Below are 13167 nucleotides of genomic sequence, written 5' to 3'. Positions count from 1 at the left end.
CGTTTACGCCGCATCCGGCATGATCAAAGCTCACTTTGTCTGTAATCTGAATCCGGGCCACCATGCCCAGTTTATTCTTTACTGCCAGCCGTAACGACGGCTATAGAACCCTTTCACCAGCTGGGTTAACGTCATATACCCTGCCAGAATCGCAACCAGCCACGGGAAATAGCTTAACGGCAGCGCCTGCAGTTGCAGATAACTGGCCAACGGCGAAAACGGCAATGCGATCCCGACTATCATCACAATCACGGTCATGATCATTAACGGCCACGATGCACAGCTCTGAATAAACGGTACACGACGGGTACGGATCATATGCACAATCAGCGTTTGCGACAGTAATCCCACCACAAACCAGCCCGACTGGAACAGCGTTTGCGTTTCCGGCGTGTTGGCATGGAATACCCACCACATCAGGCAAAACGTCAGAATATCGAAGATCGAACTGATCGGTCCGAAGAAGATCATAAAGCGCCCCAAATCCGCCGGATTCCAACGCTGAGGCTTTTGAATTTGCTCGTCGTCGACGTTATCAAACGGGATCGCCACCTGTGACACATCGTACAGCAGGTTCTGGATCAGTAAGTGTAAAGGCAGCATCGGCAGGAAGGGCAAGAAAGCACTCGCCACCAGCACGCTGAACACATTACCGAAGTTAGAACTCGCCGTCATTTTTATGTATTTCAGCATGTTGGCGAAAGTCCGGCGTCCTTCAATAACCCCCTCCTCCAGCACCATCAGGCTTTTTTCCAGCAGGATGATATCAGCCGCTTCACGGGCAATATCTACCGCACCGTCCACAGAAATGCCGATATCCGCAGCGCGTAAGGCGGGCGCATCATTAATACCATCGCCCATAAAGCCAACCACATGCCCTTCGCGCTTTAGCAAGGTCACGATGCGTTCTTTATGCATCGGCGTCAGGCGAGCAAACAGCGTGGTGCGCTGTGCAAGATTTGCCAGTTCGTCGTCAGATAGCGTTTCAATATCACTACCAATGACCACCTCTCCCGCGTCCAGTCCCACTTCATGGCACACTTTCGCCGCCACTAACTCGCTGTCGCCAGTAAGGATTTTCACGGTAATGCCACTCGCTTTTAATGCCTTCAGTGCCGGAGCTGTTGTCTCTTTCGGCGGATCAAGGAAAGCAATATATCCTTCGAGGATCAGGTCGGATTCATCCGCCCGCTGGTAATCCCCTTCACGTGCTGGCAGGTATTTCGTCGCCACCGCAACCACGCGCAGCCCCTGACGATTCAGCGTATCAGTAACGCGCTTAATCTTACGCAGTATGATGTCATCAAGCGGCACAATCTCACCATTGTGACGCACCTGCGAACACACATTGAGGATTTCCTGCAATGCGCCTTTGCAAACCAGTTGATGATGTTCGGTATTCTCTGCCACTACCACCGACATCCGGCGACGCTCGAAATCAAACGGAATCTCATCAATTTTTTGCCAACGACTGGCCAGCGAGCGCGCTGACTCTTCATCCGTACCTTCGAGCACCGCTGTATCAAGCAGGTTTTTAAGTCCGGTCTGATAATGACTGTTCAACCACGCGCTATGCAGCACGCGTTCGCTGGTTTTACCGGAGATATCGGTATGATTCTCCAGCACAATTTTATCCTGCGTCAGGGTGCCGGTTTTATCAGTGCACAGAATATCCATAGCGCCAAAGTTCTGAATGGCATCCAGATGTTTGACGATCACTTTCTGTTTCGACAGCTTTACGGCACCACGCGCCAGCGTCGAAGTGACAATCATCGGCAACATTTCTGGCGTTAAGCCTACCGCGACCGAAAGTGCGAACAGTGCCGCTTCCCACCAGTCACCTTTGGTGTAACCGTTGATCAGCAACACCACCGGAGCCATCACCAGCATAAAGCGAATCAGCAGCATACTGACGCGGCTAATCCCTTGCTGAAAGGCATTCGGCTCGCTTTCCTGCTCACTAACACGCCCCGCCAGTTGACCAAACCAGGTGTTGGCTCCTGTAGCAATCACCATTGCTTGTGCCGTGCCGCTCACCACGGTGGTGCCCATAAAACACAGGGTGTCGCACTCCAGCGGATTGCTGTGCTCCGGCTGGCGAGTGGTAGCAGCTTTTTCCACGGGCAGAGACTCACCGGTTAACGACGCCTGAGCGACAAACAGATCCCGCGCCTGCAAGATACGTAAATCTGCCGGGATCATATCCCCCGCCGCCAGTTTTATAATATCGCCGGGCACTAGTTGGTCTATCGGAATTTCCAGCCAGCCATTTTCACCTTTATCGTTAATTACGCGCAGTACCGTCGCGGTATTACTGACCATCGCTTTCAGGGCATCTGCCGCTTTGGTGGAACGAGCTTCCTGAATAAAGTTCAGCAACGTAGAAATAGCGACCATTAGCGCGATAACACCTGCGGCAAATAAATCTTCCGTGGCGTAAGAAATAGCACCGAGAATGGTGAGCAAAATATTAAAGGGGTTGCGATAGCAGACCCATAAATGTACCCACCACGGCGACGGTTGTTGCGCGGGTAATTTATTTTCACCATGTTGTTCGCGGGCAGATTCCACTTCCGCCTGATTTAACCCTTCCGGATGGGTATTGAACGTTTTCCATAATTCCTGTTCTGGCATCACCGCCATTTTCAGGCAATGCGCACTTAAGGACGGCGGGACCGCCGTATTCACTGTCTGCTGCGCGCCAGGCAATGGATCGCGATGAACCAGACGGGAAGGTAAATGGCGAATGAGCCGGGTAAAAATTTCTTTAAACATAAGGAGTCCCTCCGCACTGACTGAAACAGTGCAGAAATGTCTTCAGGCGTGGCGAAGCCTTACCTGAAGGTAATAAAGCTGAGCTGGGACGTTAAAACGTCACGGCCTTACGCATCCGGTAACGCCGTGAAAAGACGGGCTTACCGGAAAAGTTTTAATCTCCGTCGAGGGAGAGGCGTGGGATCAGGTTCCATATAACCTCCGGTAAGTGAAAAAAGCGCCGCAAATAATAAGGAGAATCCAATAATATTCGTGGCATTTATGGCGATATAATACCTACTGGCAACTAAACCAACGATAAACCAGACTTTACCCATTGCTGAATGCACGGGTAAAGTTAGGCTCAAATAATGAAACGCAATTACGGGACAACAGGATGCAAAATCGGCTGACCATCAAAGACATCGCGCGCTTAAGCGGCGTGGGGAAATCTACGGTTTCCCGAGTGCTGAATAACGAAAGCGGCGTGAGTCAGCGCACGCGCGAGCGCGTGGAAGCAGTGATGAATCAGCATGGATTTTCCCCTTCCCGCTCCGCGCGCGCTATGCGTGGGCAAAGCGATAAAGTGGTCGCCATCATTGTTACCCGTCTGGATTCGTTGTCAGAAAATCTCGCCGTCCAAACCATGCTGCCAGCGTTCTATGAACAAGGTTACGACCCGATCATGATGGAAAGTCAGTTTTCTCCGCAATTAGTTGCCGAACATTTGGGGGTGCTGAAACGGCGTAATATCGACGGCGTAGTGCTGTTCGGTTTTACCGGCATAACCGAAGACATGTTAGCCCACTGGCAGTCATCGCTGGTTCTGCTGGCGCGTGACGCAAAAGGCTTTGCTTCGGTCTGTTATGACGACGAAGGGGCAATCAAAATCCTGATGCAACGGCTGTATGACCAGGGGCATCGTAATATCAGCTATCTCGGGGTGCCGCATAGTGACGTGACGACCGGTAAGCGACGTCACGAAGCCTACCTGGCGTTCTGCAAAGCGCATAAATTGCATCCCGTTGCCGCTCTGCCAGGGCTTGCTATGAAGCAAGGCTATGAGAACGTAGCAAAAGTGATTACGCCTGAAACTACCGCGTTACTGTGCGCAACCGACACGCTGGCACTTGGCGCAAGTAAATACCTGCAAGAGCAACGCATCGACACCTTGCAACTGGCGAGCGTCGGTAATACGCCGTTAATGAAATTCCTCCATCCGGAGATCGTCACCGTTGACCCAGGTTACGCCGAAGCCGGACGCCAGGCGGCCAGCCAGTTAATTGCGCAGGTAACCGGGCGCAGCGAACCGCAACAAATCATCATCCCTGCCACCCTATCCTGATCGTTTCCTGAACGATAAATTGTGATCTTCGCTGCGTTTCGGGAACGTTCCCGTTTTTAAATTTTTCCGCGCAATATATTCTGCAGCCAACCAAAAATGTCATCTGCCATGGGGCTTTATGATGAGCAAAATAAACCAAACGGATATCGATCGGTTGATTGAACTGGTCGGCGGGCGCGGCAATATTGCGACGGTGAGCCACTGTATTACTCGTCTGCGCTTTGTCCTCAACCAACCGGCCAATGCCAGACCGAAAGAGATTGAGCAACTCCCCATGGTGAAAGGCTGTTTCACCAATGCCGGGCAATTTCAGGTGGTAATTGGCACCAACGTGGGTGATTACTATCAAGCGCTGATAGCGACGACCGGACAGGCGCAGGTTGATAAAGAGCAGGTGAAAAAAGCAGCCCGGCAGAATATGAAATGGCATGAGCAGTTGATCTCTCATTTCGCGGAGATCTTCTTCCCGCTGCTGCCCGCGTTGATTAGTGGTGGTTTGATCCTCGGTTTTCGCAATGTGATCGGTGATTTGCCCATGAGCAACGGTCAAACGCTGGCGCAAATGTACCCTTCCCTGCAAACGATCTACGATTTTCTATGGTTGATCGGTGAAGCGATCTTCTTCTACCTGCCGGTCGGAATTTGCTGGTCAGCGGTGAAAAAAATGGGCGGCACGCCGATCCTCGGTATCGTGCTTGGCGTGACGCTGGTTTCCCCACAGTTGATGAACGCTTATCTGCTCGGGCAGCAGCTACCGGAAGTATGGAACTTTGGCATGTTCAGCATCGCCAAAGTGGGCTATCAGGCACAAGTTATTCCGGCACTGTTAGCCGGGCTGGCTCTGGGCGTTATAGAAACTCGCCTTAAGCGTATCGTGCCGGATTACCTCTATCTGGTGGTGGTGCCGGTCTGTTCGCTGATCCTCGCGGTGTTCCTCGCCCATGCGCTGATTGGTCCGTTTGGTCGCATGATTGGCGATGGCGTTGCCTTTGCGGTGCGTCACCTGATGACCGGCAGCTTTGCCCCCATTGGTGCGGCATTGTTTGGCTTCCTTTACGCACCGCTGGTGATCACCGGCGTACACCAGACCACGCTTGCTATAGATTTGCAGATGATTCAAAGCATGGGTGGCACGCCAGTGTGGCCGCTTATTGCGCTGTCGAATATCGCTCAGGGCTCCGCCGTGATAGGCATTATCATTTCCAGCCGCAAGAACAATGAACGCGAGATCTCCGTGCCTGCCGCTATCTCCGCCTGGCTTGGGGTCACTGAGCCTGCAATGTACGGCATTAACCTGAAATATCGCTTCCCGATGCTGTGCGCGATGATTGGTTCTGGTCTGGCAGGATTGCTATGTGGTCTGAACGGCGTTATGGCGAATGGCATCGGCGTAGGCGGCCTGCCGGGAATTCTCTCTATTCAACCGAGCTACTGGCAAGTGTTTGCGCTGGCAATGGCTATCGCCATCATCATCCCGATTGTACTCACCTCGTTTATCTACCAGCGGAAATACCGCCTGGGTACGCTGGACATTGTTTAATTTTCTTCGGGGCGCAATTGCGCCCCCTCGCATTTGCAGGAATAACGTAATGACGAATCTTCCCCACTGGTGGCAAAACGGCGTTATCTACCAGATTTATCCCAAGAGTTTTCAGGACACCACGGGTAGCGGCACCGGTGATTTACGTGGCGTTATCCAACGCCTGGACTATCTGCATAAACTGGGCGTCGATGCTATCTGGCTAACCCCCTTTTATGTCTCTCCCCAGGTCGATAACGGATACGACGTAGCGAACTATACGGCGATAGATCCCACTTACGGTACGCTGGACGATTTTGACGAAATGGTGACGCAGGCGAAATCACGCGGCATTCGTATCATTCTCGATATGGTGTTTAATCATACTTCTACCCAACATGCCTGGTTTCGCGAGGCGCTGAGCAAAGAAAGCCCTTACCGTCAGTTTTATATCTGGCGCGATGGTGAACCAGAAACGCCACCGAATAACTGGCGTTCAAAATTTGGCGGTAGTGCGTGGCGCTGGCATGCGGAAAGCGAACAGTACTATTTGCATCTCTTTGCACCAGAACAGGCGGATCTCAACTGGGAGAATTCGGCGGTACGCGCCGAGCTGAAAAAAGTCTGTGAGTTCTGGGCCGATCGCGGGGTCGACGGGTTGCGCCTGGATGTGGTGAATCTGATCTCCAAAGACCCGCGTTTCCCTGAAGACCTGGATGGCGACGGACGTCGCTTCTACACCGACGGGCCACGAGCACACGAGTTTTTGCACGAGATGAACCGCGATGTGTTTACGCCTCGCGGGTTAATGACCGTGGGTGAAATGTCCTCCACCAGCCTTGAGCATTGCCAGCGATACGCGGCTCTGACAGGCAGTGAATTGTCGATGACCTTTAATTTTCATCACCTGAAGGTCGATTATCCCGGTGGTGAAAAATGGACGCTGGCTAAACCTGACTTTGTGGCGTTGAAAGCATTGTTCCGCCACTGGCAACAAGGAATGCACAACGTGGCATGGAATGCCTTGTTCTGGTGTAACCACGATCAGCCGCGCATTGTTTCTCGTTTTGGTGATGAAGGGGACTACCGCGAACCTGCGGCAAAAATGCTGGCGATGGTGCTGCATGGCATGCAGGGAACGCCATATATCTATCAGGGCGAAGAGATTGGCATGACTAATCCACATTTCACGCGCATTACTGACTATCGCGACGTGGAGAGCCTCAATATGTTTGCCGAACTGCGCAACGATGGGCGTGACGCCGACGAGTTATTGGCAATCCTCGCCAGTAAATCCCGTGACAATAGTCGCACGCCAATGCAATGGAGCAACGGCGATAATGCCGGGTTTACAACGGGTGAACCGTGGATTGGCCTGGGCGATAACTATCAAGAAATCAACGTAGAAGCTGCGCTGGCCGATGAGTCCTCGGTGTTTTACACCTACCAAAAGTTAATCGCACTGCGTAAGCAAGAAGCCGTCCTGACATGGGGCAATTACCAGGATCTGCTGCCAGACAGCCCTGTATTGTGGTGCTATCGCCGTGAATGGAAGGGGCAAACCTTGCTGGTCATTGCCAACCTTAGCCGTGAGATCCAACCCTGGCAGCCAGGGCAAATGCGCGGAAACTGGCAGCTTGTGATGCATAACTACGAAGAAGCCTCAGCACAACCCTGTGCCATGACTTTACGGCCTTTTGAGGCCGTCTGGTGGTTACAGAAGTAAGTATCCGCTAAGCCCCGGTAATACTGGTCATTCCGGGGTTTTGCCTTTCAGTATGTTGTTTTTGTTGATTTTATAATCAAAAAATTCATTAAAAAATTTACATAACGCTGTAGCGCCCGTCATCCGTACGCTCTGCTTTTTACTTTGAGCTACATCAAAAAAAGTTCAAACATCCTTGATGCAAAGCACTATATATAGACTTTAAAATGCGTCCCGACCCAATATGTTGTATTAATCGACTATAATTGCTACTACAACTCCCCACGAAAAAGGTGCGGCGTTGTGGATAAGCGGATGGCGATTGCGGAAAGCGCCGGAAAACGAAACGAAAAAACCGGAAAACACCTTTCCCAATTTCTGTGGATAACCTGTTCTTAAAAATATGGAGCGATCATGACACCGCATGTGATGAAACGAGACGGCTGCAAAGTGCCGTTTAAATCAGAGCGCATCAAAGAAGCGATTCTGCGTGCAGCTAAAGCAGCGGAAGTCGATGATGCAGATTATTGCGCCACTGTTGCCGCGGTTGTCAGCGAGCAGATGCAGGGCCGCAGCCAGGTGGATATCAACGAGATCCAGACCGCCGTTGAAAACCAGCTGATGTCGGGTCCATACAAACAACTGGCTCGTGCTTACATCGAGTACCGTCACGATCGCGACATTGAACGTGAAAAACGCGGTCGCCTGAATCAGGAGATCCGTGGTCTGGTTGAGCAGACCAACGCCTCGTTGCTCAACGAAAACGCCAACAAAGACAGCAAGGTGATTCCAACCCAGCGCGACCTGCTGGCCGGGATTGTGGCTAAACACTATGCACGTCAGCACCTGCTGCCGCGTGACGTGGTGCAGGCGCATGAGCGTGGCGATATTCACTATCACGATCTCGATTACTCGCCGTTCTTCCCGATGTTCAACTGCATGTTGATCGACCTGAAAGGTATGCTGACCCAGGGCTTTAAGATGGGTAACGCCGAGATTGAACCACCGAAGTCGATCTCTACGGCAACCGCGGTAACAGCGCAGATTATTGCTCAGGTCGCCAGTCATATTTATGGCGGCACCACCATTAACCGTATCGATGAAGTGCTGGCACCGTTTGTCACCGCCAGCTACAACAAACACCGCAAGACCGCAGAAGAGTGGAACATCCCGGACGCCGAAGGTTACGCTAACTCTCGTACCATCAAAGAGTGCTACGATGCCTTCCAGTCGCTGGAGTACGAAGTAAACACCCTGCACACCGCCAACGGTCAAACACCGTTTGTGACCTTTGGTTTTGGTCTGGGCACCAGCTGGGAGTCTCGCCTGATTCAGGAGTCTATCCTGCGTAACCGTATCGCTGGCCTGGGTAAAAACCGCAAAACTGCGGTGTTCCCGAAACTGGTGTTTGCGATTCGCGATGGCCTGAACCATAAAAAAGGCGATCCGAACTACGACATCAAACAGCTGGCGCTGGAGTGCGCAAGCAAGCGCATGTATCCGGATATCCTGAACTACGATCAGGTAGTGAAAGTCACCGGTTCGTTTAAAACCCCGATGGGCTGCCGTAGCTTCCTCGGCGTGTGGGAAAATGAAAACGGCGAACAGATCCACGATGGTCGTAACAACCTCGGCGTGATCAGCCTGAACCTGCCGCGCATTGCGCTGGAAGCGAAAGGCGATGAAGCCACCTTCTGGAAGCTGCTGGATGAACGTCTGGTGCTGGCACGTAAGGCGCTGATGACCCGTATCGCTCGTCTCGAAGGCGTTAAAGCGCGCGTGGCCCCGATCCTCTATATGGAAGGCGCTTGTGGCGTGCGTCTCAATGCTGACGATGATGTTTCTGAAATCTTCAAAAACGGTCGTGCGTCTATTTCGCTGGGTTACATCGGCATCCACGAAACCATTAACGCGCTGTTTGGCGGCGAGCATGTGTATGACAACGAGCAGCTGCGCGCGAAAGGTATCGCCATTGTTGAACGTCTGCGTCAGGCGGTGGATCAGTGGAAAGAAGAAACGGGTTACGGTTTTAGCCTTTACAGCACGCCAAGTGAAAACCTGTGCGACCGCTTCTGCCGTCTCGATACCGCGGAGTTTGGCGTGGTGCCGGGCGTGACTGATAAAGGTTACTACACCAACAGTTTCCACCTCGATGTGGAGAAGAAGGTGAACCCGTACGACAAGATCGACTTTGAAGCGCCTTACCCGCCGCTGGCGAACGGTGGCTTCATTTGCTACGGCGAATATCCAAACATTCAGCACAACCTGAAGGCGCTGGAAGATGTCTGGGATTACAGCTATCAGCATGTACCGTATTACGGCACCAATACGCCGATTGATGAGTGTTACGAGTGTGGTTTTACCGGTGAGTTTGAGTGCACCAGTAAAGGCTTCACCTGCCCGAAATGCGGTAACCATGACGCCTCCCGTGTGTCGGTGACTCGCCGCGTGTGCGGATATTTAGGTAGCCCGGATGCGCGTCCGTTTAACGCTGGTAAGCAGGAAGAAGTTAAGCGCCGCGTTAAACATTTGGGAAATGGGCAGATCGGTTAATCTTCACTCTGCGCTAAGCAAATGCCGGATGCGGCGTAAACGCCTTATCCGGCCTACATTTGGCAACGGCTGTAGGCCTGAGGCGTTGATTGCCTGATACCGCCTACACGCGGACTGATAAGCCAGGCGAAATAATGAATTATCATCAGTACTATCCTGTCGACATCGTCAACGGCCCCGGCACTCGCTGCACCCTGTTTGTCTCCGGGTGTGTTCATGAATGCCCCGGTTGCTATAACAAAAGCACCTGGCGAGTAAATTCCGGTCAGCCATTTACCAAAGCAATGGAAGACCAGATCATTAACGATCTGAACGACACCCGCATCAAACGCCAGGGTATTTCCCTCTCCGGCGGCGATCCGCTGCATCCGCAAAACGTGCCGGATATTCTGAAACTGGTACAACGCATCCGCGCCGAATGTCCGGGTAAAGACATCTGGGTGTGGACAGGCTATAAACTCGACGAACTCAACGCTGCGCAAATGCAGGTTGTTGATTTGATTAACGTGCTGGTCGACGGCAAATTTATGCAGGATCTAAAAGACCCTTCCCTGATCTGGCGCGGCAGCAGCAATCAGGTGGTGCATCATTTGCGTTAGTCACTCATCCAGCCGTTTTGTCGCGTCTTCATAAACGGCTGAGTTCTCTCTCTTACCAATAGCTATCACCAACACGAGTAACTCTTTATCATTGACCTGATAGACCAGGCGATATCCCAGTGTGCGAAGCTTAATTTTGTAGCAGTCCGGCAAATCCCGTAGTTTAGCCGATGGATTGCGCCGCCTTTTCAGCACATCCCCAAGCTTTTTTTTAAATTGTTCCCGGACTTTCACGCCCAGTTTTTGCCACTCCTTCAGCGCCCGCGGATCAAAAGCCAGTTCATAGTTCATCCAGTCGGACCTTAATGGCCTCCTGTGGATTGGCCAGTCGTTCCCTGACAGTGCGTAACAAGGCTTCTTCACTATCACTGACAGTGAGCGTTTTTACCGGCATTCGTCCATTTTCCGCAACGTACTGAAACAGCAGCCGCACTGCTTCAGTAGGCGTGATATTTAATTTTTCCAGCACCGCATAAGCCTCATTTTTCAGTTTGTCATCCAGGCGGACGTTAAGTGTGGCCATTATGCCTCCGGTAATTATGAAAAGTGTAATGCATTATAGCATTACATATGCATTACATTCATTTCTGGAAAACGCCTCGCAAAAATGAGGACGACACGCAGGAATATGCGGTAGTGAAGATAGATATTGCGGTGATTTTTCGAAGGGGAAGAAAGCGTTGGGCGGTAACGTTTCACCGCCCAATAAGGAATTAACGATACTTCTGGTGATAGGCGTTGCGGGTCGTTTTCAGTTGCTCTGCGGCAGCCTGCGCTTCTTTTACTTTACCTTCATTAGCCAGCTTCAGCGCGTCGTCAATCTGACCGACCAGAATGTCGAAACCGTGGCGGAAGTCTTTCATCTCCGGGCTGTCTGGCGATTTGCCTTCGAGCTTCGGCGGCGTTGCTTTTTGCGCATCCAGCGCCGCTGCGCGCATTTTGGTTAACGCGTCTTTGACTTGCGCCGCGTTATCGGCTTTTTCGACCACTTTTAAATTGTCGTTGAGGGTTTCCATATTGTCTTCAAGATCAGCGGCAAACGACGCCGAACTGAATACCAACGAGGAGACTGCAAGAATAGCTAACAGGCTTTTACGCATTGCTCACTTCCTTTTTTATTTACACTTCATCCTTCACACTGCCTCATCGACGGCTACGCTCATTCGACCGGGTCACGTACTACGAGTACGCTCCCCGGCTCTCATTCACTTTCCGTCTCGATGCAGCGCGAATGATTTTGTGTAATTTTTTAGTTTATGGCGCGGCAGGTCGCGCCTTTTTTTACTGCCCGGCGATTTTCATCTCCGGCAACAGCACAGAACCACACTGTATATTGCTGCGTGTTTCAATATCGTTACCGACGGTGACAATATTGCGCCACATATCTTTTAAATTACCTGCGATGGTGATTTCGCTAACCGGATACTGAATTTCGCCATTCTCTACCCAGAAGCCCGCAGCACCACGGGAATAATCACCGGTAATGGCACTCACGCCCTGGCCCATCAGCTCCGTCACCACCAGCCCGGTGCCCATCTCTTTGAGCATTTGTTCGAAGCTTAGCCCTTGCCCGGCAATCCGCCAGTTGTGAATACCGCCCGCATGTCCGGTGCTTTTCAGCCCCAGTTTCCGCGCCGAATAGCTGGTCAGCAGCCACTGAGTCAGGATACCATCTTTGACGATATCGCGGCGCTCGGTGCGCACACCTTCGCTGTCGAATGGCGTCGATGCCAGTCCTTTCAGCAGATGCGGATGCTCTTCAATGGTCAGCCAATCCGGCAGAATTTGTTTACCCAGCGAATCCAGCAGGAAGGTGGATTTACGGTAAACCGATCCACCCGCTATCGCCCCCACCAGATGCCCAAAAAGTCCGGTTGCCACTTCATTGGCAAAAATTACCGGCGCTTTCATGGTGGAAAGTTTACGCGGTGACAGGCGCGATAAAGTACGGCGAGCACAGTCGGCCCCGACCCACTCTGGCGTCTGCAGATCGCTCATCGCGCGACCAATGGTGTAGGCGTAATCACGCTCCATATCGCCATTTTCTTCGGCAATTACGCAGCTTGAGAGTGAATGACGCGTTGAGCAATAACCCTGCAACATGCCGTGGCTGTTGCCAAAAACTTTGACACCGTAGTGGCTGTTAAAACTGCCGCCTTCGGTATTGGTGATGCGTTTATCCGCCTGTAATGCTGCCTGTTCTGCGCGAGCCGCCAGTTCAATAGCTTCATCCGGGGAAACTTCCGCAGGGTGAAACAAGTCGAGATCCGGCGCGTCAAAGGCCAGCAACTCTTTTTCTGCCACGCCGGCACAGGGATCTGGCGAGGTATAACGGGCAATATCCAGCGCTGCCTGTACGGTGCGGGCAATGGCCTGCGGGCTTAAATCGGTAGACGATGCGCTACCTTTACGGTTCTGGTGATAAACAGTGATCCCCAGCGCGCCATCGCTATTGAATTCAACATTCTCCACTTCACCATAACGCGTGCTTACGCTAATGCCGGTGGTCTTGCTGACGGCAACTTCCGCACCGTCCGATTTGCCTGAGGCCAACTCCAGCGCAGTGGAAACTGCTTCTTCCAGAATCTTGCGCTGCGCTTCAACTTGAGAGATTACTTTCATTGCAAGTGCCATAATGTAGAGAGTTTCTCTGAAGTCTAACAGAGAACCGTTTTTCAGTGCGCATCTTAAC

11 protein-coding genes are annotated in these 13167 nt (G+C 52.0%); 5 read left to right on the top strand and 6 right to left on the bottom strand.

Annotated features, from left to right (window positions below):
• Window positions 1–78 precede the first annotated feature (78 nt).
• Both mgtA and mgtL read right to left on the bottom strand, forming a co-directional pair.
• Complete coding sequence (gene mgtA, locus BEB54_RS14485) at window positions 79–2775, bottom strand: magnesium-translocating P-type ATPase (RefSeq protein WP_000471876.1); 2697 nt, start codon at window positions 2773–2775, stop codon at window positions 79–81.
• 140 nt (window positions 2776–2915) lie between these two features.
• Entirely contained in the window at window positions 2916–2969 is a 54-nt protein-coding gene (gene mgtL, locus BEB54_RS14480) for a mgtA regulatory leader peptide MgtL (protein WP_001387276.1), read from the bottom strand.
• A gap of 125 nt (window positions 2970–3094) precedes the next feature.
• Here mgtL and treR point away from each other — a divergent pair, with 125 nt between their 5' ends.
• From treR to nrdG, 5 genes are all read left to right on the top strand, one after another.
• The gene (gene treR, locus BEB54_RS14475) at window positions 3095–4099 is read left to right on the top strand and encodes a trehalose operon repressor TreR (RefSeq protein ID WP_257187417.1); all 1005 of its coding nucleotides are present in this window, start codon (window positions 3095–3097) and stop codon (window positions 4097–4099) included.
• A gap of 118 nt (window positions 4100–4217) precedes the next feature.
• Window positions 4218–5639: a PTS trehalose transporter subunit IIBC gene (gene treB, locus BEB54_RS14470; protein ID WP_072156972.1), complete on the top strand. Its 1422-nt coding sequence runs from the start codon at window positions 4218–4220 to the stop codon at window positions 5637–5639.
• A gap of 49 nt (window positions 5640–5688) precedes the next feature.
• Window positions 5689–7344 (top strand): alpha,alpha-phosphotrehalase, encoded by a 1656-nt coding sequence (gene treC / locus BEB54_RS14465; protein ID WP_105277717.1) that lies wholly within the window; start codon window positions 5689–5691, stop codon window positions 7342–7344.
• A gap of 393 nt (window positions 7345–7737) precedes the next feature.
• A complete protein-coding gene (gene nrdD / locus BEB54_RS14460; protein WP_000187805.1) occupies window positions 7738–9876 on the top strand; it encodes an anaerobic ribonucleoside-triphosphate reductase in 2139 nt (712 codons plus the stop codon).
• Window positions 9877–10010: 134 nt separating this feature from the next.
• Window positions 10011–10475: an anaerobic ribonucleoside-triphosphate reductase-activating protein gene (nrdG, locus tag BEB54_RS14455; RefSeq protein WP_001106232.1), complete on the top strand. Its 465-nt coding sequence runs from the start codon at window positions 10011–10013 to the stop codon at window positions 10473–10475.
• Here nrdG and BEB54_RS14450 read toward each other — a convergent pair whose 3' ends face one another.
• From BEB54_RS14450 to pmbA, 4 genes are all read right to left on the bottom strand, one after another.
• A complete protein-coding gene (locus BEB54_RS14450) occupies window positions 10476–10766 on the bottom strand; it encodes a type II toxin-antitoxin system RelE family toxin (protein WP_088144802.1) in 291 nt (96 codons plus the stop codon).
• Entirely contained in the window at window positions 10756–10998 is a 243-nt protein-coding gene (locus BEB54_RS14445) for a type II toxin-antitoxin system RelB/DinJ family antitoxin (RefSeq protein WP_000212715.1), read from the bottom strand. Before BEB54_RS14445 ends, BEB54_RS14450 begins: the two co-directional genes overlap by 11 nt.
• 190 nt (window positions 10999–11188) lie before the next feature.
• Window positions 11189–11575, bottom strand: coding sequence for a cytochrome b562 (gene cybC, locus BEB54_RS14435; RefSeq protein WP_001232246.1), 387 nt, complete (start codon window positions 11573–11575; stop codon window positions 11189–11191).
• Between the two features lie 181 nt (window positions 11576–11756).
• Window positions 11757–13109, bottom strand: a complete 1353-nt coding sequence (gene pmbA, locus BEB54_RS14430; protein ID WP_088144803.1) for a metalloprotease PmbA — start codon at window positions 13107–13109, stop codon at window positions 11757–11759.
• Window positions 13110–13167: the final 58 nt, after the last annotated feature.

This window comes from Escherichia sp. MOD1-EC6021 (assembly GCF_002965245.1).
GTDB lineage: Bacteria > Pseudomonadota > Gammaproteobacteria > Enterobacterales > Enterobacteriaceae > Escherichia > Escherichia coli_F.
The sequence above is the reverse complement of the archived record's forward strand: the minus strand, read 5'-3'. Positions and strand labels throughout refer to the sequence as shown.

Coding starts and splice junctions, on each gene's coding strand:
- mgtA (WP_000471876.1), bottom strand. CDS start 2,775: ATGTTTAAAGAAATTTTTACCCGGCTCATTCGCCATTTACCTTCCCGT.
- treB (WP_072156972.1), top strand. CDS start 4,218: ATGATGAGCAAAATAAACCAAACGGATATCGATCGGTTGATTGAACTG.
- treC (WP_105277717.1), top strand. CDS start 5,689: ATGACGAATCTTCCCCACTGGTGGCAAAACGGCGTTATCTACCAGATT.
- nrdD (WP_000187805.1), top strand. CDS start 7,738: ATGACACCGCATGTGATGAAACGAGACGGCTGCAAAGTGCCGTTTAAA.
- nrdG (WP_001106232.1), top strand. CDS start 10,011: ATGAATTATCATCAGTACTATCCTGTCGACATCGTCAACGGCCCCGGC.
- BEB54_RS14450 (WP_088144802.1), bottom strand. CDS start 10,766: ATGAACTATGAACTGGCTTTTGATCCGCGGGCGCTGAAGGAGTGGCAA.
- BEB54_RS14445 (WP_000212715.1), bottom strand. CDS start 10,998: ATGGCCACACTTAACGTCCGCCTGGATGACAAACTGAAAAATGAGGCT.
- cybC (WP_001232246.1), bottom strand. CDS start 11,575: ATGCGTAAAAGCCTGTTAGCTATTCTTGCAGTCTCCTCGTTGGTATTC.
- pmbA (WP_088144803.1), bottom strand. CDS start 13,109: ATGGCACTTGCAATGAAAGTAATCTCTCAAGTTGAAGCGCAGCGCAAG.